This window comes from Ramlibacter sp. (assembly GCF_028292805.1).
Classification (GTDB): domain Bacteria; phylum Pseudomonadota; class Gammaproteobacteria; order Burkholderiales; family Burkholderiaceae_C; genus Ramlibacter.
This window is the reverse complement of record NZ_JAQGLS010000122.1, coordinates 1-22,560: the sequence shown is the minus strand read 5'-3', so window position 1 is coordinate 22,560 and position 22,560 is coordinate 1. Positions and strand designations below refer to the sequence as shown.

General features: G+C 68.7%; 21 protein-coding genes and 1 pseudogene. 8 read left to right on the top strand and 14 right to left on the bottom strand.

What is annotated here, in order from left to right:
- Positions 1-35: 35 nt before the first annotated feature.
- Positions 36-398: a translation initiation factor Sui1 gene (locus tag JWP65_RS07130; protein WP_299762026.1), complete on the bottom strand. Its 363-nt coding sequence runs from the start codon at positions 396-398 to the stop codon at positions 36-38.
- 112 nt (positions 399-510) lie between these two features.
- Between JWP65_RS07130 and JWP65_RS07125 the strand changes: the two genes are divergently transcribed.
- From JWP65_RS07125 to JWP65_RS07115, 3 genes are read left to right on the top strand one after another with little or no spacing between them, the layout of a single operon-like run.
- Positions 511-1,491: a tripartite tricarboxylate transporter substrate binding protein gene (locus tag JWP65_RS07125; protein ID WP_299762023.1), complete on the top strand. Its 981-nt coding sequence runs from the start codon at positions 511-513 to the stop codon at positions 1,489-1,491.
- Between the two features lies 1 nt (position 1,492).
- Positions 1,493-1,966 (top strand): tripartite tricarboxylate transporter TctB family protein, encoded by a 474-nt coding sequence (locus tag JWP65_RS07120; RefSeq protein WP_299762020.1) that lies wholly within the window; start codon positions 1,493-1,495, stop codon positions 1,964-1,966.
- A 29-nt stretch (positions 1,967-1,995) separates the two neighbouring features.
- The gene (locus JWP65_RS07115; RefSeq protein ID WP_299762038.1) at positions 1,996-3,447 is read left to right on the top strand and encodes a tripartite tricarboxylate transporter permease; all 1,452 of its coding nucleotides are present in this window, start codon (positions 1,996-1,998) and stop codon (positions 3,445-3,447) included.
- A gap of 92 nt (positions 3,448-3,539) precedes the next feature.
- Here the strand turns inward: JWP65_RS07115 and JWP65_RS07110 are convergent, their stop codons facing one another.
- Both JWP65_RS07110 and JWP65_RS07105 read right to left on the bottom strand, forming a co-directional pair.
- Positions 3,540-4,592, bottom strand: coding sequence for an Ldh family oxidoreductase (locus tag JWP65_RS07110; RefSeq protein WP_299762017.1), 1,053 nt, complete (start codon positions 4,590-4,592; stop codon positions 3,540-3,542).
- A gap of 23 nt (positions 4,593-4,615) precedes the next feature.
- Complete coding sequence (locus JWP65_RS07105) at positions 4,616-5,488, bottom strand: MBL fold metallo-hydrolase (protein ID WP_299762013.1); 873 nt, start codon at positions 5,486-5,488, stop codon at positions 4,616-4,618.
- A gap of 139 nt (positions 5,489-5,627) precedes the next feature.
- On the opposite strand from JWP65_RS07105, the gene JWP65_RS07100 reads away from it, so the two are divergent.
- Positions 5,628-6,890: a phosphatidylserine/phosphatidylglycerophosphate/cardiolipin synthase family protein gene (locus tag JWP65_RS07100; RefSeq protein WP_299762009.1), complete on the top strand. Its 1,263-nt coding sequence runs from the start codon at positions 5,628-5,630 to the stop codon at positions 6,888-6,890.
- An 18-nt stretch (positions 6,891-6,908) separates the two neighbouring features.
- Here JWP65_RS07100 and JWP65_RS07095 read toward each other — a convergent pair whose 3' ends face one another.
- From JWP65_RS07095 to JWP65_RS07085, 3 genes are read right to left on the bottom strand one after another with little or no spacing between them, the layout of a single operon-like run.
- Positions 6,909-8,111 carry a hypothetical protein gene (locus JWP65_RS07095; RefSeq protein WP_299762006.1) on the bottom strand — a complete coding sequence of 401 codons (1,203 nt, stop codon included), beginning with the start codon at positions 8,109-8,111 and terminating at the stop codon, positions 6,909-6,911.
- 6 nt (positions 8,112-8,117) lie between these two features.
- Entirely contained in the window at positions 8,118-8,321 is a 204-nt protein-coding gene (locus JWP65_RS07090) for a hypothetical protein (protein ID WP_299762004.1), read from the bottom strand.
- A gap of 19 nt (positions 8,322-8,340) precedes the next feature.
- Positions 8,341-8,622, bottom strand: a complete 282-nt coding sequence (locus tag JWP65_RS07085) for a hypothetical protein (protein WP_299762001.1) — start codon at positions 8,620-8,622, stop codon at positions 8,341-8,343.
- 108 nt (positions 8,623-8,730) lie between these two features.
- Here JWP65_RS07085 and JWP65_RS07080 point away from each other — a divergent pair, with 108 nt between their 5' ends.
- The 3 genes from JWP65_RS07080 (at position 8,731) to JWP65_RS07070 (ending at position 11,197) form a co-directional block, all read left to right on the top strand.
- Complete coding sequence (locus tag JWP65_RS07080) at positions 8,731-9,591, top strand: alpha/beta fold hydrolase (RefSeq protein ID WP_299761998.1); 861 nt, start codon at positions 8,731-8,733, stop codon at positions 9,589-9,591.
- Between the two features lie 224 nt (positions 9,592-9,815).
- Complete coding sequence (locus JWP65_RS07075; protein WP_299761995.1) at positions 9,816-10,502, top strand: helix-turn-helix transcriptional regulator; 687 nt, start codon at positions 9,816-9,818, stop codon at positions 10,500-10,502.
- Positions 10,499-11,197, top strand: a complete 699-nt coding sequence (locus tag JWP65_RS07070; RefSeq protein ID WP_299761992.1) for a Crp/Fnr family transcriptional regulator — start codon at positions 10,499-10,501, stop codon at positions 11,195-11,197. The genes JWP65_RS07075 and JWP65_RS07070 overlap by 4 nt, the downstream gene beginning before the upstream one ends.
- A gap of 28 nt (positions 11,198-11,225) precedes the next feature.
- Here JWP65_RS07070 and JWP65_RS07065 read toward each other — a convergent pair whose 3' ends face one another.
- From JWP65_RS07065 to JWP65_RS07040, 6 genes are all read right to left on the bottom strand, one after another.
- A complete protein-coding gene (locus JWP65_RS07065) occupies positions 11,226-12,800 on the bottom strand; it encodes an ABC transporter substrate-binding protein (protein WP_299761989.1) in 1,575 nt (524 codons plus the stop codon).
- A 63-nt stretch (positions 12,801-12,863) separates the two neighbouring features.
- On the bottom strand, positions 12,864-14,774 hold the full coding sequence (locus tag JWP65_RS07060) for a hypothetical protein (RefSeq protein ID WP_299761986.1): 1,911 nt from the start codon (positions 14,772-14,774) through the stop codon (positions 12,864-12,866).
- 80 nt (positions 14,775-14,854) lie between these two features.
- The gene (locus JWP65_RS07055) at positions 14,855-16,129 is read right to left on the bottom strand and encodes a phosphatase PAP2 family protein (RefSeq protein WP_299761983.1); all 1,275 of its coding nucleotides are present in this window, start codon (positions 16,127-16,129) and stop codon (positions 14,855-14,857) included.
- Positions 16,130-16,154: 25 nt separating this feature from the next.
- A complete protein-coding gene (locus tag JWP65_RS07050; protein WP_299761980.1) occupies positions 16,155-17,969 on the bottom strand; it encodes an adenylate/guanylate cyclase domain-containing protein in 1,815 nt (604 codons plus the stop codon).
- 112 nt (positions 17,970-18,081) lie between these two features.
- Entirely contained in the window at positions 18,082-19,563 is a 1,482-nt protein-coding gene (locus tag JWP65_RS07045; RefSeq protein WP_299761977.1) for an amidase family protein, read from the bottom strand.
- A gap of 8 nt (positions 19,564-19,571) precedes the next feature.
- Positions 19,572-20,150, bottom strand: coding sequence for a cold shock domain-containing protein (locus JWP65_RS07040; RefSeq protein ID WP_299761974.1), 579 nt, complete (start codon positions 20,148-20,150; stop codon positions 19,572-19,574).
- 138 nt (positions 20,151-20,288) lie between these two features.
- Between JWP65_RS07040 and JWP65_RS07035 the strand changes: the two genes are divergently transcribed.
- On the top strand, positions 20,289-20,513 hold the full coding sequence (locus JWP65_RS07035; protein WP_299761971.1) for a DUF3606 domain-containing protein: 225 nt from the start codon (positions 20,289-20,291) through the stop codon (positions 20,511-20,513).
- Positions 20,514-20,714: 201 nt separating this feature from the next.
- Here the strand turns inward: JWP65_RS07035 and JWP65_RS07030 are convergent.
- Positions 20,715-21,982, bottom strand: a pseudogene (locus tag JWP65_RS07030) (IS256 family transposase).
- 66 nt (positions 21,983-22,048) lie between these two features.
- A partial coding sequence (locus JWP65_RS07025) for an aminotransferase class I/II-fold pyridoxal phosphate-dependent enzyme (RefSeq protein WP_299761968.1) occupies positions 22,049-22,560 on the bottom strand: 512 nt, incomplete at its 5' end.

Below are 22,560 nucleotides of genomic sequence, written 5' to 3'. Positions count from 1 at the left end.
CTGCCGGTGGCTCAGCCACGTAGGACTGGCGCGCTTCATCCGCCCGCCCGCAAGACCCGCCAGCCGCGTTTTTGCAGCAGGGCCACCACCTTGTCGGCGTGGTCGCCCTGCACCTCGACGACGCCGTCCTTGACGGTGCCGCCCGAGCCGCAGGCCGCCTTCAGTTCCTTGCCCAGCGCCGCCAGCGCCGCTTCGTCCAGCGCAATGCCACGCGCCAGGGTGACGGCCTTGCCGCCGCGGCCCTTGGTTTCGCGCGAGACGCGCACGATGCCGTCGCCGGCGGGGGCGGCCGAGGCCTTGCGGCAGGCGCACTGGGCAACCGGGCGCCGGCAGGCCGGGCACATGCGGCCGGCGTCGGTGGAGTAGACCAGCCCGCCGCTGGGGGAGCGATTCTTCATGGCAACCGATTGTCCGCTACCGTGGGTTGTCCCTAGGACAGCGCCGCGGCGAAGGGCGTAGATTGGCCGCCAGCCGGACCGCGCCGGCCCCAACGACAGCAAGGAGACAAGCATGATCCGCCGTACCCGCCGCCTCCTGGTGGCCGCGCTGGGCGTCCTGGCAGTTGCCGGCGCCACTTTTCCGGCCGCCGCCCAGACCTGGCCCAGCCGCCCGGTCCAGCTGATCGTGCCGTGGGGCGCCGGCGGCGGCACTGACGCCACGGCGCGCATCGTCGCCAGCCTGCTGGAAAAGGAACTCGGCCAGCCGATCACCGTGGTCAACCGCACCGGCGGCAGCGGCGTGGTGGGCCACGCCGCCATCGCCTCGGCCGCGCCGGACGGCTACACCATCGGCCTGGCCACGGTGGAGATCGGCATGATGCACTGGCAGGGCCTGACCGAGCTGACTGGCGCCTCGTACACGCCGATCGGCCTGGTCAACGCCGACCCGGCAGGCATCCAGGTGCGGGCCGACGCCCCGTACAAGACCGTGCAGGACCTGCTGGCCGCGATCAAGGCCAACCCCGGCAAGTTCAAGGCCTCGGGCACCGGCCAGGGTGGAATCTGGCACCTGGCCATCGCCGGCCTGCTGCGCGACCAGAAGATCGATCCGGCCGCCCTGCCCTGGGTGCCCAGCAACGGCGCGGCGCCCGGCCTGCAGGACATGGTGGCCGGCGGCGTCGAGGTGGTGCCGGTGTCGCTGCCGGAGGCGCGTTCGCTGATCGATGCCGGCAAGGTCAAGAGCCTGGCCATCATGAACGACAAGCCGTCGACGCTGTACCCGAACGTGCCGACCGTGAAGTCGGCGCTGGGCAGCGACTGGACGATGGCGGCCTGGCGCGGCATCGTCGCGCCCAGGGGCATCCCCAACGACGTGCGCGACAAGCTCGCGGCCGCGGTGCGCAAGGTGGCGGCGAGCAAGGAGTACACCGACTTCATGGCCAGCCGCGGCTTCGGCGTGGTCTACGCCGGGCCGGAGGAGTTCGGCCGCTTCATGGCCAGGTCGGACGCCGAACTCGGCGCCACGATGAAGGCCGTGGGCATCGCGAAATAAGGTGAAGCTCAACGACGCCGTCTTCGGACTGCTGCTCGCTGCCCTGGGCGCGCTCGTCCTGTTCGCGGTCCGGGGCTTTCCCAAGATCCCCGGCCAACCGGTCGGCCCGGCGCTGTTCCCGGGGCTGATCGCCTGCGGGCTGTGCTTTTGTGGCGTGCTGCTGATGGTCAAGGGCTGGCGCCAGCGCGCCGACCAGCCGTGGCTGGCATTCGATGACTGGGTGCGCTCGCCGCGCCATGTGCTGGCGCTGGCGGTGTTGATCGGATCGGTGCTGCTGTACATCCTGGCGGCCGAAGCGGTGGGCTTCCTGCCGCTGGCGGCGGTCACCTTGCTGGCACTGTTCAGCGTGCTGGGCGTGCCGCCGGCGCGCGCGCTGCTGGTCGCGGTGATGGCGGCCCTGGTCATCCACTTCGCCTTCTACAAGCTGCTGCGCGTGCCCCTGCCCTGGGGCGTCCTCAAAGGCTACGCCTGGTGACGTCCGGCGCCATCCTGCAGGCCTTCGCGATGGTGTTCGAGCCGATGACGCTGGCCGCCATCGCGCTGTCGGCCCTGTTCGGCCTGTTCGTCGGCGCCGTGCCCGGCCTGACGGCCACCATGGCGACGGCGCTGCTGGTGCCCGTCACCTTCTTCATGCCGCCGATCCCGGCCATTGCCACCATGGTGACGGCCACCGCCATGGCGATCTTCTCGGGCGACATCCCCGGCTGCCTGCTGCGCATTCCCGGCACGCCGGCCTCGGCGGCCTACACCGACGAGGCCTACGCCATGACGCGCAAGGGCCAGGCCGAAACCGCGCTGGGCGCCGGCCTGGTGTTCTCCGCCGTCGGCGGGCTGTTCGGCACGGCGGTGCTGATCCTGGCGGCGCCGGCGCTGGCCGAGGTGGCGCTGAACTTCAGCTCGTTCGAGTACTTCTGGCTGGTGCTGCTCGGGCTGACCTGCGCCGTCTTCATCACCAGCGACCGGCCGCTCAAGGGCCTGGTGACGCTCTCGCTGGGCCTGCTGGTGGCCTGCGTCGGCCTGGGCAACCCGGCCGGCTTTCCGCGCTTCACCTTCGGCAACGCGGAGATGACGGGCGGCATCGGGATGATCCCGATGATGATTGGCATGTTCGCCATTTCGGAGGTGATCCGCTATCTGGTGGACACCAGCCCGCCGCCGCAGCTGGTGGTGGAGAAGGTCGGCAACGTGCTGGCCGGGCAATGGGCGCTGGCCAAGAAGTACCCAAAGCAGATCCTGCGCGGCAGCGTGCTGGGCACGGCGGTCGGCGCGCTGCCGGGCGCCGGCGCCGACATCGCGGCCTGGATGTCGTATGCCATGAGCAAGAAATTCTCCAGGGAGCCGGAGAAGTTCGGCACCGGGCACGTGGAGGGCATCGTCGAATCCGGCTCCGCCAACAACAGCGCGCTGGCCGGGGCCTGGATTCCGGCGCTGGTGTTCGGCATCCCCGGCGACTCGATCACGGCCATCGTGATCGGCGTGCTGTACATGAAGAACATGAACCCGGGACCCACGCTGTTCACCACCAACCCGCAGAACATCTACGCGGTGTTCCTGCTGTTCATCCTGGCCAACCTGATCATGGTGCCGCTGGGGCTGCTGTGCATCAAGGCGGCCAGGCATGTGCTGCGGGTGCCGCGCAACATCCTGATGCCGATCATCCTGCTGTTCTGCATCGTCGGCACCTTCGCCATCAACAACTCCACCTTCGACGTGGCCGTGATGCTGGCGGCCGGCGTCATCGCCTACCTGCTGGAAGCCAACAGGTTCCCGATCGCGCCGGCCATCCTCGGGGTGGTGCTGGGCGGCATGCTGGAGGAGAACTTCATCACCTCGATGATCAAGTCCGACGGCAACCCCGCGGCCTTCCTGGCCCGGCCGCTGGCGGCGGGGCTGGCGGTGGTGACGCTGGTGGTGTGGTTCCTGCCGGTGGTGATGCGGTTGTGGCGGCGGCGATAAGCTGACGTCGAAGGTGCGCAAGCAAAGCTTGCACACCTTGCGAATGCGGCTCCGGGGCCGTCGGCGTGCAGCTTCGCTGCGCACCGGCCGCCTCAGGGCAGCGCCACCTTCAGTTTCTCCGCCCACGGCGCCAGCGCCTCCAGCAGCCCCGGGTGCAGCGTGACGCCCTCCTGCCGCTGCCGCTGCGCCAGCTGCAGACCCTTCTCCCCCGGCAGCCGCACCGGCCTTCGCGGGTCGGCCGGGCGCGCGGCATGGCACTGGCGCGCCACCTCGCCCATCTGCCGCAGGAAGGCGTCGCTGCCGGCGAAGGCGCCCGGGTCGATGAGCTGCAGGAACACCGTGGCGCCCCAGCCCTGCTTGGGGTCGGCGCGGCCGAAGCCGGCCAGCCCGCCGGTCAGCGCCTCCACCATCAGCGCCAGGCCGTAGCCCTTGTGGCCGGAGTCGAGCCCACCCAGCGGCAGGATGGTGCCTTTGGGTTCCTTGAACAGCACCGCCGGGTCGTCGCTGGCCTGGCCGTGGCCGTCGATCACCCAGGCCGCCGGCAGCTTGCCGCCGTCCTGGTGCAGCCGGTTGGTCAGGCCGTTGGTGGTGGCGGAGGTGGAGATGTCGGTGACGATCGGCAGCCCCGGCGTCGGGATGCCGACCGAGATCGGATTGGGCGTGAACACCGGCTCCAGCCCGCCGAACGGCGCCACGCTGGCCGAGTTGGCGTCCGAGGACGCCAGGATCATCAGCAGGCCCTGGTCGGTGGCGCGGCGGTGGTAGCTGGCCAGGCAGGCGATGTGGTGGCTCTTGCGGATCACCACGGTGCCGGTGCCGCAGCGCTTCGCCTTTGCGGTGGCGGCCTCCATGGCGCGCAACACCAGCCACGGCCCGGGCAGGCGGCGGCCGTCCCAGGTCAGCGTGGCGGGGGATTCGGAGATCACCTCGGGCCCGCCCGCTACCTGCATGGACTGGGTCTCGACCTCGCGCAGGTACGACGGCAACAGCTGCAGGCCGTGGGTGGTGTGACCCATCAGGTCGCCGTCGACCAGGATGTCGGCGACGGCCGCAGCCTTGTCCGGGGGCATGCCGGCGGCCTGCAGCAGCGCGTCGGCGAAGGCGATGAGCGAGGCGCAAGTGCGGCGGGGCGTCGGCTGGGGCATGGTGGCGCCAGTCTACGTCGGCCTCATGCCCGCGCGTGCAGCGCCGGCTGCGGCATGCCCATGGGCCGGCCCGCCACGTGCTCGAACTCCAGCGGATCGTGCGAGCACATCAGCTCCACCTGGCCGCCATGGCGCCGCTTCAGCTCGCGCAGGCGCTCCTGGTTGCCCAGGCGCTGCTTGCGGTCCTTTTCCATCAGCGTCTGGTAAATGCGCAGGCCCGGCGTGCAGTGCGGGTGCTCCAGGTCCATTTCCTGGTGCCAGAAGTAGGCGTCGCCGGCCTGCAGCAGCCAACGGCCGTCGCGCGCGATCGCCACGCCCGCGTGGCCGTGGGTGTGGCCCGGCAGCGGCACCAGCAGGATCTCCGGGGGCAAGCCCTCCAGCTGGCGCACACAGTCGAAGCCGAACCACGGCTCACCCACCGCCGACGGGTACACCAGCCAGTTGCCCCGGGTGCCCCATTGCTGCGGCCGAAAGCGCTGACGGTCGAGCCAGGTGTGCTGTTGCTGCGCGTGGTCGCGCTCTTGCTGCAGCATGTGCACCCGGGCCGCCGGGAAGTCGTCCAGGCCGCCGGCATGGTCGAAGTCCAGGTGCGTCAGCACGATGTGGCGCACGTCGGCCGCGCGGAACCCCAGCCGCTGGACCTGCCGCAGCGCCGTCATCTCCTCGCGAAAGTCGGGGCTGAGCAGGGCCAGGAAGAAGCCGCTGAGGCGGCCTTGCGGGTCCGCCACATCGCGCAGGCCGAAGCCGGTGTCCACCAGCACCAGGCCGCCGGCGGTTTCGATCGCCATGCAATGGCAACACAGCCGCCCGCGCGTGAGCACGCCGGCGCTGCGCCCGTCCATGAGCCGGCCGCCGAGCGGGCAACTGGAAATGCAGTTGAGGTGGTGGATGCGCACGCGCTCTCCTGGTTGGTCTGGTTGGCCCAATCTAGGCGCGCGCGGCCGGCGCATGGTGGCTCGCGCGACGGCGACGGCCGCAGGACACGGCTTGCGCCGAGCTCACCCCGGCAACGCCTGCATTGCTGATAATCGATCGATGAGCACAACCTTCTGGAGCTGGCTGGCGATCGGCCTGATCACCTTGCTGATCCTGGTGATCTGGTCGATCCGCCGCCACCGCAGCCCCAGCCTGAAGATCCAGTGCGACCAGCCGATCGAGAAACTGGTGCCGTCCCTCTCGGGCCTGACGCTGGGCACGGCCGTCGCCGGCAACGCCGTCGAGGTGCTGGAGAACGGCCACTACTTCGACGTGCTGATCGAGCGCATCGCGGCGTCGCAGCATTCGGTGCACTTCGAGACCTTCCTGTGGAAGCCGGGCAAGCTGTCCGACCGGCTGGCCGCCGCCTTGATGGAGCGCGCCCGCGCCGGGCTGCAGGTGCGCGTGCTGCTCGATGCGCAAGGCTCCAAGGAGATCGAAAAAGACATGGTGGCTCGGCTGCGCGAGTCGGGCTGCAAGCTGAAGTTCTTCCATGCCCGCTCGCTCCACGCCATCGGCATCCTGAACGACCGCGACCACCGCAAGATCGTCATCCTGGACGGGCGCGAGGCTTTCTGCGGCGGCCACTGCATCGTCGACAGCTGGCTGGGCGACGCCGAAGACCACCGGCATTTCTCCGACGTCAGCGTGCGGCTGCACGGGCCCATCGTGCACAGCATCCAGGGCGTGTTCAGCGAGAACTGGGGCGGCGAGACCGGCGAGCTGTTCCTGGGCGACGCGGTCTTTCCCGAGCTGCAACCGGCCGGCGACAAGCTCATCCACGCCGTCTTCGCCAAGCCGGAAAGCTCGGCGCCCACCGTCAAGATCCTGCACCACACCGTGCTGTGCCTGGCGCGCAAGCGGCTGTGGATCCAGAACCCGTACTTCATCCCTGAGCCGGAGGCCATCGACGCGATGGGCGCGGCCGTCAGGCGCGGCGTCGACGTGCGGGTGCTGATGCCGGCCACCAGTGGCTCCGACAGCCCGATGGTGCAGCACGCCGGCCACCGCAACTTCGAAAAACTGCTGAAAAACGGCGTGCGGCTGTTCGAGTATCCGCACACGCTGCTGCACCAGAAGATCATGACCGTCGACGGCATCTGGAGCGCCGTCGGCTCGACCAACTTCGACGACCGCTCGTTCGACACCAACGACGAGATCACGCTGGGCATCCTGGACGCCGACGTCGCCGCCCGCTTCGACGCGATCTTCGAGAAGTACGTGGCGCGGGCCGAGGAGATCCAGCTGGAGAAGTGGCAAAAGCGCGGCCTGCTGCACAAGCTGCACGACAACGCCGCCTACATGATCAACGAGCTCCTGTGAGCTCCTGTGGGCGCCGGCTCAGGCCTTCTTGCCCCAGGACACCGCGGACACACCCAGGATCAGCTTGTCGAGCACCGAGAACAGCAGCTCGATGCCATAGCCGGTGAGGAAGGCCAGGGCCAGCGGGATCGACAGCGACCGCTCGCCGGCGTCGCCGGGCACGGCCATGGTGCCGAACCAGCCGATCACGATGCCAGCCACTCCGCCGAGCGCGATGCGCATCAGCACCGGCAGACTGTCCACCGAGGGCGTGCGCACGCTCGAGACGTTGCGCAGGGCGAAGATCACCGAGCCGAGCACGCCGTAGAAAAACGGCAGGAACCACTCGAGCCGCAACGCGATCTTGTGCCGGATCTCGGGCAGGAAGGCGAGCGGCGCCAGCGCGTCGTTCAGCAGCGCGCCGTCGCCGTCCGGCGCCAGCACCTTGAGCTGGAAGCAGAACTCGCTGAGGTTGTCGCCGACGATGCTGCGCATCCAGGCCGGGTAGCGGGCCGCCGCGGCCGGCAGCTTCACGCCCCCGCCCTCCTCGGCGCACAGGCCTTCGCCGGGGTCGGCGCCGCCGCGCGCCGGCGGCTCGGGTACCGGATCCGCCGCCACCGCTTCGGCCCGCAGGTCCGGCGCGAACCCCAGGTACTTCTCCAGCAGGAACCGCGGCGTGGGAAACAGCGGTGTCATGGCGGCGGCCAGGGCGCCGTTATAGGACAGCAGCAGCCGGCTGTTGATCTGCTTGAGTTCATGAGCCCGCTGGTGGTACATCTCCTGGGCGGCACTGGGTTGCTCGAGCGGGTGCTCGAACTGGGCCAGTCGGCGCAGCGCCGTCAGCTTTTGCTGTGGGTTCAGTTCCTGGATCTGCACCAGGGTCTTGATCGCATCCTGCTCGATGCGCAGCGACTGCATGAAGTAGCCGACCAGGCCCAGCGTGAACAGGGCCAGCAAGGTCAGCCACAACTGCTGCATGCGCGCCTTGCGCTGGTTCCGGCTGCTCAGGGGATCGCGGCCGAAGCGCAGGTCGGCCAGCGTGATCGGCGCGATGCAGCGCACCACGTCGTTCAGCGCCACGGCCAGCTGGTGCACGCCGGTGTCGCCGCCCTGCAGGTCTTGCTCGGCCCGCTGCAGCCGCTCCAGCAGCTTTTCGTCCTGCAGCAGGCCGACCCGGGCCGCGTACTCGGTGGCCAGCTTGAGGTCGTCGACCAGGGCGCCGCGGTTCAGGATGTCGGTCATGGCTTGTCACTCCACCAGCCCGTTGAGGCGGCCATAAGGCGAGGGGCAGGAGCATGGCGAGCCGGGACGCGCCGGCGGCGCCAGCCGGCACACCAGTTGCGGCGTGCGGCAGATCGAGCCGGGCGAACTGGGCACCGGCATGGTGCCGGCGGACGGCGCCGCGGCCAGCAGCGTGGCAAAGGCCAGCATGGCAAGTGGTTTCTGCATCATGGAAGCACCTCCCGTAAGGTCAGGACGAAGTCAGTTCCTTTTCCATCCGCTTGATCGAGCGCAGCAGCTCGGTCTCGCGCGCCTTGAGCTGCTGGCGCTGGGTCTTGGAGATGGTGCGCACGCGCTGGGTGGCGCGGTTGACCTGCAGCTCGGACTTGGCGGTGTGCAGGTTGGCGCGCGCCAGGGCATCGCGCGACGGCTCGCCACCGTTCTCCTGGGCCGCAGCGCCGGCGGCGAGCGCGGCGAACACGACGGCGGTGGCTACCAGCAGTGGCAGGCGTTTTCCGGGCCAGTTGTCCATCGTTCCCTCCCCGCCTGACGGCGCGAAGCAGCGGCCAGCGTAGTACGCAACGCCGCGGACGCCATCCCCCGGATGGTGCACCCCAATGGCGCCGTAGACAATAGCCGCATGCCCTTGCCGCCACTTGCCACCGAGCTGCCGCCACCGGCCCTGGCCACTCTCTCTCGCAGCCAGCCGCTGCGCACCCCCTGCGGCGACGGCGCCATCAGCTGGCGCAGCTGGGGCGAGGGCGAGCCCCTGGTGCTGCTGCATGGCGGCAGCGGCAGCTGGACCCACTGGATCCGCAACGTCGAGGTGCTGGCCGCCAGCGGCCGCCGCGTGTTGGCGCCCGACCTGCCCGGCTTCGGCGACTCGGCCCGCCCGCCTGCGGGGCAGGACGCCGATGCCATCGTCGAGCCGCTGGCACAGGGCCTGCGCGCGCTGGCCGGCGACGCGCCGCTGGACGTGATGGGCTTTTCCTTCGGCGGCCTGACCGCCGCGCTGCTGGCCGCGGCGCAGCCGCTGCGGGTGCGCCGGCTGCTGCTGGTGGGCTCGCCCGGCCTGGGCTTGCGCAGCGATCGGCTGCCGCTGGTGTCGTGGCGCCAGGCCGGCGACGCCGTCGGCCGCGACGCCGCCCACCGCAGCAACCTGGCCACTCTGATGCTGCACCGCGCCGAATCGGTCGACGACCTGGCCGCCGCCGTGCAGGCGGCCAACCTGCCGCGCGACCGCATGCACCGGCGCCGGCTGGCCTTGACCGACATCCTGGTGCGGACGCTGCCGGCGATCACCTGCCGCATCGACGCCATCTACGGCGACAAGGACGCGCTGTACCTGAACAAGCTGCCGCAGCTGGCGGCGCTGCTGCGCTCGGGTCCGACCTTCCACGAGTTGGTGCTGGTGCCGGACGCCGGCCACTGGGTGCAGTACGAGGCCGCCGAGGCGTTCAACCGGGAGGCGCTGCGGCTGCTCGCAACCGCAGCGGCCTAAGCCTTTTCGTTGCATTGACCGGGCCGCGCATGGCGTGGCTCGGCCCCCTTTGTGGGCAGGATCCGGCTCCGCCGGTCGTGCCCGCACCGATCAGCCACTTCCAAATCGCTCCAGCCGTTTGGAAGTCAGGTTTTGTGAATGGATTACATTTTGCGCGGCACCGATCCGGTTTCTGGAACGGCCCATGCTGCCTAGACTGGCTCCAACACCAAGGAGACAGCAGCATGTACGCACCCCCCGAACTCTATGCCCAGGGCCAGGCCTTCCATGCTTCCACGCTGGTCGACCCACCGCCGACCGCCTCGGACTTCGCCTGGCGCGTGCTGGAGGAAATCGACTACGGCCTGATCCTGGTCTCGCCCTGCGGCGCGCTCCAGCATGCCAACCACCTGGCCCGGCACGAGCTGACGCGGGGCAGGTTCCTGCGCATCGAGGGCAGCATCGTGGTCGGCCCGCTGCCGGCGCAGACCGAAGAGATCAACCGTGGCGTGCGCGGCGCGGCCCAGGGCCGGCGCCAGATGCTGACGCTGCGCAACGGCGACGACACCCTGCACGTGGCTTGCGTGCCGCTGTTCCCCTCGTTCGAAGGCCGCTCCGGCTCGGTGCTGCTGATGCTGGCCCGGCAGACCGGCACCCAGAACCTGAACGTCACCTTCTTCGCGCGCAGCCACGGGCTGACGCCGGCCGAGGAGTCGGTGCTCAAGGCGCTGTGCGACGGCCTGGACGTGCACGAGATCGCCCTGTCGCACGGCGTCTCCGAGTACACCATCCGCACCCAGGTGCGCTCGCTGCGCGACAAGACCGGCATCAACAGCATGCGGCTGCTGGTGCAACGTGTGGCGGCTTTGCCACCGGTGGTACCGATGAGTTTGACCATCCACCCCCGAGGCGTCGCACAATCGGATTTGTGAGCAGCAGCAGCGACTTTCTCCACCCCATCGACGCCGACGCCGCCGGGCCTGGCGCCACCTTGCCGGACCCGGCCCTGCTCGCCCAGCGGCACACCGAAGCCCTGGCCGCGCGGGGCGCCATCCGCAGCTACCGGCGGGGAATGCTGCTGATCCAGGAGGGAGACGTCGGCAGCACGCTGTACATCGTCCGCTCCGGCCGCCTGCGCGCCTACGCCGCCGACCCCAAGGGCAGGGAGATCACGCTGGGTCTGTACGGCGCTGGCGAGTACGTCGGCGAGATGTCGCTCGACGGCGGCCCCCGCTCCGCCAACGTGGAGACGCTGGAGCCCACCACCTGCGCGGTGGTCACCCGTGAAGACCTGTTGGCCTACATCGCCCAGGAGCCCAGTTTCGCGCTGGAGATGATGGCCCGCCTGATCCGCCGCGCGCGGCTGGCCACCGAGAGCACCCGCAGCCTGGCGCTGATCGACGTCTACGGACGCGCCAAGCGCCTGCTGGAGCAACTGGCCGGCCCGCCGGCGGCCGACGGCAGCCGCACGCTGGGCGAGCGCATCACCCACCAGCAGATCGCCTGCCTCCTGGCCTGCTCGCGCGAGATGGTGAGCAAGCTGATGAAGGACCTGGAGGTCGGCGGGTATGTGGGCAAGAGGGAGCAGCGGATCGTGCTGCTCAAGGGGTTGCCGGCGGGGTGGTGAGCAGCCGCCTGCCGCGGCCCCGGCTTACTTACTTGACGCTGACCCAGCGCCACTCCAGCCAGTTGTCGGCGCGGTGCACGACCTCGACGTTGCGCCGCATGGCCCAGGGGATCACCTGCCGGTGCAGCGGGATGTGGTGCACCTGTTCGTTGTGCTCGCGGAAAGCCGCCTTGATCAGCTCGGCCCGCCTGGCCGGGTCCGGCTCCTGGGACGAGGCGGCGGCGAGTTCGTCGAGCTTTGGGTTGCGGTAGTTGCCCAGGTTGTACTGGCCGACGCCGTTGTCGCCGCGCGAGCGCATGATGGGAGTCAGTGTCGTCTCGGCATCGGTGATGGCCCCGCCCCATCCCAGCAGGTACAGCGAGGTGTCGAGCTTTTCCGTCTTGGGGAAGAAGACAGCGCGCGGCACCGCGTTGACCCGCACCTTGACGCCGACCTGGCTCCACATGCCGGCGAGCGCGATGCAGATCTCCTCGTCGTTGATGTAGCGGTTGTTCGGGCAGTCCAGCGTCACCTCGAAGCCGTCGGGATAGCCAGCCTGGACCAGCAGGGAGCGGGCCGCTGCCAGGTCGAAGGGCAGGCGCCGCTCGATCTCCGGGTCGCCGAAAGTTCCCTGCTTGTTGTGCATCATGGAGCCGGTGGGCGAAGACATGTAGCGCATGATGCCGGTGCGCAGCGTCTCGATGTCGATCGCCTGGTACAGCGCGCGGCGCACTCGCACATCCTTGAATGGATTGCGCCCCTTGACGCTGCTGTAGAGAAGCTCTTCACGCGCCTGGTCCATCCCCAGGAAGATGATCCGGTTCTCCGGGCCATCGACGATGCGGATGTCGCGGTTGCTGCGCAAGCGCGCGACGTCCTGTGGCGCCGGGTCGAGGACGAGATCGAGTTCGCCGGCAACCAGGCCAGCCGTTCGGGTCGCGTCGCTCTTGAGCGGCTGGAACACCACCTCCTGGACGTTGCCCTCGACAGTGCCCCACCACTGCGGATTCCGCTTGAAGGTCGTTCTCACGTCCGGCTGGCGGGTCACCAGCATGTAGGGCCCGGTGCCATTGGTGTTCGTGGCGCTGTGGCGCACTTCCTTGTTCTTGTAATCCAGTGGTGCCGTGACGCCGTGATGCTCGCTCCAGGCCCGGCTCATGATGAACACCAGCGTGGCGTGCTCCAGGAAGATCGGGTTGAACCGGGGCAGCACGAATTCGACCGTCATGTCGTCGATGCGGCGCGGCTCTCCCATCGCCGACGCGTAGGCTTGAACCGCCGACGTGGGCTGTTGCGCTCTCTTGATTGAAAACGCCACGTCGTCCGCGGTGAACGGGCTGCCGTCATGGAACTTCACCCCGGGGCGCAACGCAAGCCGCCACAGCGTCGGAGCCAGGTGGGTCCAGGCGACCGCCAGCCCCGGCGCCAGTGCCAGCTGGCGATCACGCCTGACCAGGGTTTCGTAGACCTGTCCGTTGACCGAATTGGTCAGCACTTCGTTGTGCGAATGCGGATCCATGGTCTGGACATCGCCCTGCGATGTCCAGCGCAGCACCTGCGCATGGCCCGCAATGCAGAAGGCGGAAAGGACCAGTGCGGGTGCGATCCACGGCGTGAACTTCATGCGCCAATCTAAGCGAAACCAGCGGCGGCGTCCATGGCCTTGCCGATGATTGCGCTGCCCGGGTCAGGGCCCGAAGGGGTTGGGTACCCGCTCCATGCAGTCCTCGCCCGCCACGTCGCCTCGTTGCGGCGGTGCCGTCACGGGCCCCGTGGCCGTCGGGTTGGCCGCCCGCTGGTTCACCACATAGCGCGTGGCGGCCGCCGAAGCGATGCTCGTGCCGGGCAGGCGGTAGCGTTCGGTCCCGAACACCCCTGCCGCAGCGATGCCCGGCAACGCAGGATTCTCTTCGCACACAGCCAGCCAGTCCGGACGAGCCCGGGCGCCGTTGATCCTTGCCGGCACGGAGCACGGCGCGTTCGGCCCCTTGCCCAGGTAGCCGCGCCCTGAATAATCCAGCTGACGCCCGCTCATGCCCACATAGCCCCCCACGAGAATGGTGCTGGTTCCGTGGCCGAGGCTGTTCAAGGTGTTGGCGGAGGCGACGTGCGGCCCTTCGAAGCGAGCTTGCCGCGGCCCCGCGGCAGTTGGAAAGACCGGGTCGTCCCGTTCGATCCAGGCGCTGGCCTGCACTGCCTGGGTTCCGCAGTTGCGGACCTCCAGCGTCCACCTGCCATACGGAGCGGCCGCGCGTGCGCCCCGCGGCACGGTGGGATTGACGGCGACCAGCACCATGCGTCCCTGTTCGCCTTGCGGCACGGCGGCGGGAGCGATGACCCGGGCGACCACGTCGTCGCCGCGCTTGAGTTCCCCCAGGCCACCGACCGCGACCCAGGCCCCCGGCTGCGGCTGCTCGCCGGGTGCCGTGAACCGAACCTCGCACTGCGAGACGTCGGCACCGGTCAGCCAGATTTCGGTGAACTGGTCGGTGGGATTTCCGGGGATGTTGCTCCAGGTGAACTGGACCGCGTCGCTGCCTTCGACAGCCGCTTCGACATGAGTGCTGCTCGTCGCGCCGTTGCCCGCGGCGATCACGATGTCGGTAGGACCGCTTCGGCGCCTCGCTTCAATGGCGGCATCGAGCGCTTTTTCGAGGATCGACGAACCATCGTGGGGCCCCACGTAGCCACCGTAGCTCAGGTTGATGGTGACGGGCTGGTCCGGCTTGGCGCAGCCGAAGATGTAGTTGACGGCGTCGAGCACGTAGGTGCGCAGCAAGCCCGACACCGGCATGCCGCTGAAGTGGCGCGGCAGCTGCACGAACACGATGTCCTGCGTCGCCGGCGCAGCCTCCGGTGGGCACCCTGGATGCAGCAGCGGGTCGGGGCGGCCGGTGGCGACGTCCATGACGTGGGTGCCGTGCGCGATCGGCCCGTCGATGGCGGGGTAGCCGCTATAGCGGTAGCAGGCGGGCTCGTCGACCACGCCGTCGTGCACGAATTGCCTGATGTATTCGTCGATGAAGTACTCGGCCGGCTTGCCCTTGGCCGAGGCTGCGGGTTGGCCTGGCACTGCAACCGGTGGCAGCCGCAGGTAACGGCGCACCTCCGCCCCATAGCTGAAGCCGCGCGGCAACCGCCAGCTTGGAGGTTGCAGCCCCAGCCCGGACTGTGCGGCGGGCTTGACGTACTCTTTCCAGTTGCCGCCCTGGTCCCAAAGTGCGAAGACCCGGCTGCCGATCGGCTGGCCGGGGGCCTCCACGCGAAACTGGCGGTGGGCAAAAGCGCATCCATAGTCGATGAAGCCGACGACCTGACCCGGCGCCGGGGCTTCGCCAGAGTAACTGCGCGGCAAGAACTCGGGCCCTGGACTGGCGAAAGGCAGGCCGAGCTCCCACCGCACCCCTGCCGCATCGAGCTTGGCGAACAGCGCCGGGGCGACGGCCCTGGGGATGCGGGCGGTGAAGCCGGAGCACCCGGCCAGCACCGATGGCACCTCGATTGTCCCCGGGTTGGAAATGGCACGGGCCAGCTTCCTCGCCTCGGTGTGGCTCGACGCCTCGATCAACACCGGCAAGCCGTTGGCCGCCAGCGGCATCCCCGCATAGTCCGTCGCCTCGGCCCACACATAGTAGGGATCGACCTTCCCCAGTGCCATGATGGCTGAGACGTGCGCCATCACGTCACATCCGTGGCGGGACCGCGCTGCGCCGACGCACCCGGCTTGCCGCCGCCCACAGCCAACAGGGCCTGGACGGAGGTGAACCCAAGGTCTTCCATTTCCTCGCTGGCTCGCAGCCACATTTCCGGCAGGAGATCTTCGCGCGCCAAGGCCAGCCCGGCGGTTTCCGCTTCGGCCTTGTAGAAGGCGGGCGGCGTGCCGCCTGCGCAATTGTCGAGGGGGTCGGTTATCTTCAGGTCCACATCTTTCAGAAAAGTGCTGTGGGAGCCGTCGAACTCGCGTGGCCGCCAAGCGCGCCCGGTGCAGCGAGCCACCGCGTAGTCGGCCAGGGCGGCGCCCAGGAGCCTGCCGGCCACGCCATCCACCGGAAAGTGCAGGCCCGCATAAACCCGGTTGTCGGCGATGGCCTGCGCCTGCTGCTGGAGTGCGATGTCCAGTTGGCTCGTGGGGGCCTGTCCCAACAGGGCGCGCATGAAATGCGCGAACACGAAGGCCTCCGTCGCATGGCCGCTGGGAAAGGCCGACCAGCCCGGCGTGAGCAGCAGCGGCTGCACCATGGCCGACAGCTCGTTAGGCCGCTGCACGGCCAGAGCGTGCTTGAAGCGATGGATGACCTGCATCGAGAACGACAACACGATGCCGACCAGCTCCCATGTCCACGGCGTGCGCCATGGGCTCAGCGGCACCAGGGTCGACCAATAAGGCACCTGGGGCACGACCTGCGTCAACAGCTCGGCGGCGCGAGCACGCCTGAGGTCGCTGCGCGCGTGCGCCACCACCTTGCCAACCTGGACATCGAACACAGCGCGGTCCGGGCGCGACAGCTTGGCCAGGCGCTGGAGGGTCAGGGACGCGCACCCGCCCGAAACCGGGCCGCGGACGGCGAACGACAGGTCGACAGCCGGGTTCGGGGACATGCGCTGGAACTCGTACGTCAACCCTTCGTGCAGCATCGTCTGGCACAGCTGCGTTCGGACCTCGGGTTGCCAGCGGCCCAGGTGCTTGGGGTCGTTGAAGCCGGGCATCCTGCCAGGGGCGTAGTCTCCGCCGCGGGTCGGATCCACCGCGTCACCGGGGATGGCCAACCTCGCGCTCGACGTGATGATGCCCTCGGTGACCATGGGATCGCCCAGCAATCCGGCCAGTGCCGCCATCTGCAGCGTGGCCCGCCCGTACACGCTTGCACCCGTCGCACCGGTGGCGCCGGTGGCGCCGGTGAAGGTCGCGCCCGTCGCCCCTGTGGCGCCGGTGGCGCCCGTCAAAGTGGTCATTGCGTTGTTCTCCTTGTCGTCGATGTCACCCTCTTGGCACGCCCGCGTCCAGCAACGCCGCCGCGAGCGTCCTGGCGTGCGGGTCCGCACGGCCTCCGTAGCGCCGCATGAACATCTCCACGGTGAACCCAGGCTCGAGGCGCAGCAACTCCTGCGCCACGCGCCGGGCCTCCGCCGCCTGGCCGTCGATGGTGAGCGCCATCGCCAGCGCGCGGTGCGTGGAGCTGTGGGCGGCGTTCAGGCGCAGCGAATGCCGCAACACGGCGATGGACTGCGGCAGGTCGCCCGCGCAAAGCAGCGCCAGGCCCGCCAGCGACTCGACGTAGTACTGCATGGAGCCGATCGGCGCGAGCTCCAGCGCGCGCCGGGCCGCCTGCGCCGCCTCCGGGCCGCGGCCCTGCCAGGCATGCAGCGTGCCGGTATAAAGCCAGGCAAGCGCTTCGTTGGGGTTGAGCGCCAGGGCCCGGGCATAGCAGCGTCCGGCCCCATCGAGATCCTGAAGGAAGAATGCCTTGACCAGCCCGGAGACCGTCAGCGCAAAGGCACTGTCGGGAATGGCCTGCACCGCCCGCTCCGCGAGATCGGCGGCAATCTTCTGGCTGGCCGGCCCTTGCAGCCCGCGATTGGCTCCGATCGCGTGCCACTTGGCCAGCCACGAATAAGCTTCCGCATGCCTGGGATGGCGGTCGATGACCGCCGACAGCGCCCTGCCGCTGAAGGTGAACCCCTCGCGCCCGGCCTGGTGCACCCCCGCAATGCCCGCGAACATCAGCGCCTGGCCGGCGAGCGTGGGCAACGGGCGGTACATCGCCTGTTGCACGGCGCTCCCCAGGATCGCCTGGTGCGAAGCCGCCGCGATCGACTGGCAGATCTCGCTGGCTGGCTGCAGCAGGTCGCCGGTGTCGCCGGCAATGCGCTCCACCCACAGCACTTCGGTGGTCTTGGCATCTACCAGTTCGGCCGTGACCAGCAGCTTTGACCCGCTGGCCACATAACTGCCGCTGACGATGTAGTCGGTTCGAAGCTGCGCCTCCACTTCGGAGATGCTCAACGTGCGGTTGCGCAATGCCGTCGTCGCGAGCCTGGAGATCACCTTCAACTCGGGCGTCCGTCCCAGCTGGGCGATCACGCCGTCAGCAACAAGTTCGCCGATCGCGAAATCCTCCGCCCCGGCCGTGCGCGCCGTGAACGGGATGACCGCCACCGTCGGCTGGGTGGTCCGCGTGTACTCGCGCTCGGGAACCAGCAGCGGCACCGGGCCCGCGCTGCCGATGCGGAAGATGCGGACCGGCGCGACCACGTGCTTCAGGTAGCACTCGCCCATGTCCTCCACCACGGCGTCCACGCCCTCGGTCAGGCTGTCGCGCACTTCCGCCGTGGTCATGGTCTCGCCCGGGCCCGCAAGGCTGGCGACGCGGGCGGCCAGGTTGACACCGCTGCCGTAGATGTCAATGTCGTCGACGAAGACGTGCGTGGCGTTCAGGCCCGCGCGCAGGTACAAGCGCTCGTGCGGCAGGAGCGTGACGTTTGGCCCGTCGAAGTGGCGGTGCAGATCGAGTGCGGCGGCGACAGCCTCCGGCGCGGAGTCAAACTCGGCCATGATGCCGTCGCCCAGACTCTTGACGAGCCGGCCGTGCCGACGGGGCAACACCGAGCCGGTGGCGTGCCGAACGAAGCCGCGCCAATGGTCGATGACCCTGACTTCGTTGGCTTCCATCAGCCGCACCGACTCCACCAGATCCATGACCAGCACGACCTTCTGCCGCTGGGGCAACGCGAGGAAGGTGGCCTCTTCAGTTGCGGCGCTGCCCATCGTGTTGGCCGGCGGTGGGGAAGTCATACCTTGCTTCGGGTACAGAGAATTGGACTGAATGTGGCACACATTCTGTCGGACCCCCTCACATTTCGGAACCCGCCCTGAAGGAAGTCAGCGGAACCCGCCCTGAAGGAAGTCAGCCCAGCGCCGGCGTGCTCAACGGCGCCTTGCGCACCCGCGCCGCCTGCTCGAACGCATACGCGAACGACAGCAGCTTCCCCTCCGTGTAATCCAGCCCCAGCAACTCCGCGCCGACCGGCACCCCCAGCGGCGCAGTCGCCGTCGGCGCGGAGAACCCGCCCGGAAACGTCACCGCCGCAAACCCGGTGCCATGCGACAGCACGCCATTGCGCTCCGGCTGGTCGGCCTCCCCTGCGGCCGCCACCAGCACCCGCTGCAGCGGATACAGGATCGCATCGAGCCCGAGGTCGGCCATGCGCGCCGCCACCAGGATGCGCAGCCGTTCGCGGTTGCGGATGCGCTCCAGGCTGGCGGGATGGTCCGGCCCGCCGAGCGCGGCTTCCGCCTCCAGCGCCACCTGGACGAAAGGATGGGCCGTGCGCGACGCCACCAGCGCGGCAAAGCTCGCCACTGGGGGCGGCCCGCCCAGGCCGGCCAAGTAACGGTCGAAGGCGGCCGGGGCTTCGTAGGCGTCGTTGCTCACGTTGGCGGCGAGCGCCTCGTAGCCCGCAAGCTCGAAGCGCACGACGGTCGCGCCATGCGCTTCGAGCGTGCGAACCACCTGCTCCATCACCGCGTTGACTTGCGCGTGCCGCTCTTCGCTGCCTTGCAGGTTGGCCATCAGCCCGATGCGGGCACGCCGCAAAGACGTTGCGTCGAGACCGGCCGCGTAGCTGGCCGGCGCCTTGCCGACGCCGAGCGCGGTGATGGGGTCTTGCGGGTCGTAGCCGGCCATCACGTCCAGCAGCCGCGCGGCGTCTTCGACGGTGCGTGCGATCGGGCCGACCTCGTCCTGGATGAAGCTGTTGGGCATCACGCCCGCGCGGCTGACCAGCCCGCGCGTGGGCCGCACGCCCACCAGGCTGCAGGCCGAGGCCGGCGAGCGGATCGACTGGCCGGTGTCGCTGCCGGTGCCCAGCGCCGCGAAGTTGGCCGCCACCGCGGCGCCGGTGCCGCCGCTGGAGCCGCCCGGCGTGCGCGTCAAATCGTACGGATTCAGCACCTGGCCGCCCAGGCTGCTGACCGAGATGCCGCCACGCGCGAACTCGGTCATGTTGGCTTTGCCCAGCACGATGGCGCCGGCGCGCCGCATGCGGTCCACCGTGAACGCATCGGATGCCGGCCGCGAGTGCCGCATCGCCACGCTGCCGCCGGTGGTGGGCATGTCCTTGGTGTCGAAGTTGTCCTTGAGGATGATAGGGATGCCGTGCAGCGGGCCGACGAAGCCTTTGCTTGCCTGGTAAGCCGCGTCGAGGCGGGCGGCTTCGGCGAGCGCGGCGGGATTGACAGTGATCATCGCGCGCAGCGAAGGGCCTCGCCGGTCGTAGGCCTCGATGCGGGCGAGGTAGCCCTGGACGAGTTGGGTGGCGGTCAGCGAGCCGTCGCGGAAGGCCGCGTGGATGCTGGCGATGGTGGCTTCTTCTAGGGGGAAGGGCATGGGGGGAATCATCGTCCGCACCACTGCTGCTGGCAAGGAACGCCGTCGTGGTTGCCGTCCATCTTCACGCCCGGGCAGTTCGCCAGGAAGAAATACGCCTCATCGCAGGACGTCATCTGCGAGCAGTGCTGGCGGCCGTCGCAGGCGAATGAGGGCACGGCCGGAACCACGGGCACTGCGGGCACCGGCGATCGGACCGCCGACTCGGCTGGCCGCCAATCCTGCAAGAAGCCCCAGCCAACCCGCACCAGCACGCCCAGGATGAGCACCGCAATCACGAACACGAACACCGCTCCGGCCCCGCTGGACGATGGGTCGACGGACGGCCGGTGTCCTCGCCGTGGCGCAGCCCTCGAACGGTCTGCGGCCATGCCAGCGATCTCGACCTGCTGGCGCTGAACCTGAGTTGCCTTCTTCTTGCCTTCGACGTTGAGCGCCACCTCGAAGGTCAATGCTTCGTCCGCCTGCGGACGCGGGAGCGGCAGCGCGGAGACATGCACGAAGATGTCTTGGCCCCCGCCCTCGGGGCGGATGAAGCCGAATCCGCGGTCTTCGTTCCATGTGTGAAGCTTGCCGCTGAATCTCATCCCTCACTCCCTTTGAACTCGAAGCCTTGGGTGTGCAAGCTCTGCTTGCGCACCATGGAAACCACGATGCGCCGTCGGCCTACAGCGCCATCACACTGCTTGCCTATGCTGTCCTTGATCGAAACGAAAGGAGATCTCATGGCCGAACAGAACGACAAGCCCACCGACCAGAACATCGACCTGAACGACAAGGCCGCATGCGAGCGGTGGGTGCACAAGCTCAACGTGACGCACGAGCAATTGCGCGAGGCGGTAGGGAGTGTGGGGGCGAACGCGACCGAGGTGGAGATGCATTTGAAGGGGTCGCGGGCGACGACGAATGCGGAGAAGACGCGGGCAGCGGAGGAGCCGTCGGGCAGTTGAGTGCTCAACGGATCAACTGCGTGCCGCCCCGCACCGAGGTTGGGAGGGTCGGCAGCACAGCCGAAATCCGAAAATCGCCTCGCAATGTCCCGATCCGCGGGGCTGTCTGGATTTTCGTGTTTGAGGCGCTCGGCAGACTTGTCCACGGCGGCGGGCGTCGCTTGCGGCGGACGCACGCCGCGGTGGGCAAGTCGGTGCATCTTACGGTGCGGTCCTCCTGGTGAATCGGTCTTCGTAGATTGCGAACTGGTTCATCGCCTCCTTCCAGTGATGGGCCGGGCGGACCCAATCGGCAGTGGTGTTGCGCATGGCTAGCCACAGCAACTTGCTGGCGGCATCGTCGCTGGGGAAGTGCCCACGACTCTTGATGATCTTGCGCAACTGCGAGTTGATGCTCTTGATGGCATTCGTCGTGTAGATCACTCGGCGGATCTGCGGCGGAAACGCAAAGAACGCAATCACGTGGCTGCATGCGCGCCGCCAGGCAGCCACCACAGTGGGAAAATTCTGTCCCCACGGGCCCTGCTCGAGCGTCCAGTTCGGCCTCTGCCGCCTCTGCGGTGGCAGCCGTGTAGATGGGTCGGATCGCAGCGGCCAGTGTCTTGCGGTCCTTCCAGCTGGCGTAGTCCAGGCTGTTGCGAATCAGGTGGACGATGCACGTCTGCAAGGTCGTGGCCGGAAACACCGCGCTGAGGGCCTCCGGCATGCCTTAGAGGCCGTCGGTGACCGCGATCAGGGTCGCCGACCCCTCGGGTCTTCAGGACGTTAAACACCTTCATCCAGAACTTGGCCCCTTCGGCTGCTTCGATCCACAGGCCCAGGATGTCGCGGCTGCCGTCGGGCAGCACACCCAGCGCCAGGTAGATTGCTTTGTTGCGCACAACCGCGTCTTCCTTGATCTTCACGCGCAGCGCGTCGAAGAAGACCACGGGGTACATCGGCTCCAGAGGCCGGGACTGCCAGGTGGTGACCTCGGCCATCACCGCGTCGCTGACCGAGCTGATGAACTCGGGCGAGACGTCGACTCCATAGCTTTCCAGCAGGAAGCCCTGGATCTCGCGCATCCTCATGCCGCGCGCGTACATGGCGATGATCTTGTCGTCGAACCCGGTGAAGCGGCGCTCGTGCTTGGGAATCAGGATCGGGTTCAAGCTGCCGCCGCGATCGCACGGGATCTCCAGCCGCAGCGGCCCCTCCCCAGTCAGCACGGTGTTGCCCGTCGTGCCGTTGCGCTGGTTGCCAGCCCGATCGGGCTTGGTGGCGCCAGCGGGGTAGCCGAGGTGGTGCCCCAGCTCGGCGCCCATGGCGCGCTCGATCAGGGCCTTCTTGAAGGCCATGGAGGCGGCGTTGACCGCCTCCCCGGTCATGGGGCCGGTGACGAACTGGTCAATCAGTTCCTTGGGAATCTTCGGCAGTGCTGCCGACTTCGCCGCGATCTCGGCGTTCTTCAGCTTCGTTTTGCTGGACATAACTGGTCCTCCTGGTCATGTTATGCCTCGAACACAGAATTCAGACAGGCTCAGTCGGCGAGATTTTTAGCGCGTTGCCGCCTTCCCCAACCTCCCCACCCCCTCCTCAATCTTCCCCAAATCCGCAGTGGCAAAGCTAAGGCGCAGCGAACTCAAATCCGGATCCTTCGCATAAAACGGCGCCCCCGGCACGAACGCCACCCCCTGCTCGATCGCCCTCTTCGCGAATTCGCCCGCGTCCTTGACCTTCCCGCCGGCCCCCGTCAGCCGCGCCCAGAAGAACAGCCCGCCCTTCGGCTCGGTGAACTCGATCGCATCGCCCAGCTCGCGCTTCAATGCCTTGGCCATCGTCGACGCGCGTTCCGCATAGACCTTGCGCACGTTGTCCAGCGTCGCCGGCATCCGACCGCTCTTCAAATACTGCGCCGCCGTCGCCTGGGCAAACGTGCTGGTGTGGGCGTCGCTGAACTGCTTGCACATCACCGCGTTCTGCAGCAGCGCCGGCTGCGCGATCATCCAGCCCACGCGCAGGCCGGGGCTGAGCACCTTGCTCATGCTGCCGCAGTGGGCGATCCATT

Excerpts from the sequence above, each read along its gene's own strand:
- JWP65_RS07065 (WP_299761989.1), bottom strand. The coding sequence starts at position 12,800 with ATGAAGTTCACGCCGTGGATCGCACCCGCACTGGTCCTTTCCGCCTTC.
- JWP65_RS07090 (WP_299762004.1), bottom strand. The coding sequence starts at position 8,321 with ATGATGCAGAAACCACTTGCCATGCTGGCCTTTGCCACGCTGCTGGCC.
- JWP65_RS07085 (WP_299762001.1), bottom strand. The coding sequence starts at position 8,622 with ATGGACAACTGGCCCGGAAAACGCCTGCCACTGCTGGTAGCCACCGCC.
- JWP65_RS07035 (WP_299761971.1), top strand. The coding sequence starts at position 20,289 with ATGGCCGAACAGAACGACAAGCCCACCGACCAGAACATCGACCTGAAC.
- JWP65_RS07080 (WP_299761998.1), top strand. The coding sequence starts at position 8,731 with ATGCCCTTGCCGCCACTTGCCACCGAGCTGCCGCCACCGGCCCTGGCC.
- JWP65_RS07095 (WP_299762006.1), bottom strand. The coding sequence starts at position 8,111 with ATGACCGACATCCTGAACCGCGGCGCCCTGGTCGACGACCTCAAGCTG.
- JWP65_RS07125 (WP_299762023.1), top strand. The coding sequence starts at position 511 with ATGATCCGCCGTACCCGCCGCCTCCTGGTGGCCGCGCTGGGCGTCCTG.
- JWP65_RS07110 (WP_299762017.1), bottom strand. The coding sequence starts at position 4,592 with ATGCCCCAGCCGACGCCCCGCCGCACTTGCGCCTCGCTCATCGCCTTC.
- JWP65_RS07045 (WP_299761977.1), bottom strand. The coding sequence starts at position 19,563 with ATGCCCTTCCCCCTAGAAGAAGCCACCATCGCCAGCATCCACGCGGCC.
- JWP65_RS07075 (WP_299761995.1), top strand. The coding sequence starts at position 9,816 with ATGTACGCACCCCCCGAACTCTATGCCCAGGGCCAGGCCTTCCATGCT.
- JWP65_RS07040 (WP_299761974.1), bottom strand. The coding sequence starts at position 20,150 with ATGAGATTCAGCGGCAAGCTTCACACATGGAACGAAGACCGCGGATTC.
- JWP65_RS07130 (WP_299762026.1), bottom strand. The coding sequence starts at position 398 with ATGAAGAATCGCTCCCCCAGCGGCGGGCTGGTCTACTCCACCGACGCC.
- JWP65_RS07050 (WP_299761980.1), bottom strand. The coding sequence starts at position 17,969 with ATGACTTCCCCACCGCCGGCCAACACGATGGGCAGCGCCGCAACTGAA.
- JWP65_RS07100 (WP_299762009.1), top strand. The coding sequence starts at position 5,628 with ATGAGCACAACCTTCTGGAGCTGGCTGGCGATCGGCCTGATCACCTTG.
- JWP65_RS07115 (WP_299762038.1), top strand. The coding sequence starts at position 1,996 with ATGGTGTTCGAGCCGATGACGCTGGCCGCCATCGCGCTGTCGGCCCTG.
- JWP65_RS07060 (WP_299761986.1), bottom strand. The coding sequence starts at position 14,774 with ATGCCGCTGGCGGCCAACGGCTTGCCGGTGTTGATCGAGGCGTCGAGC.
- JWP65_RS07055 (WP_299761983.1), bottom strand. The coding sequence starts at position 16,129 with ATGACCACTTTGACGGGCGCCACCGGCGCCACAGGGGCGACGGGCGCG.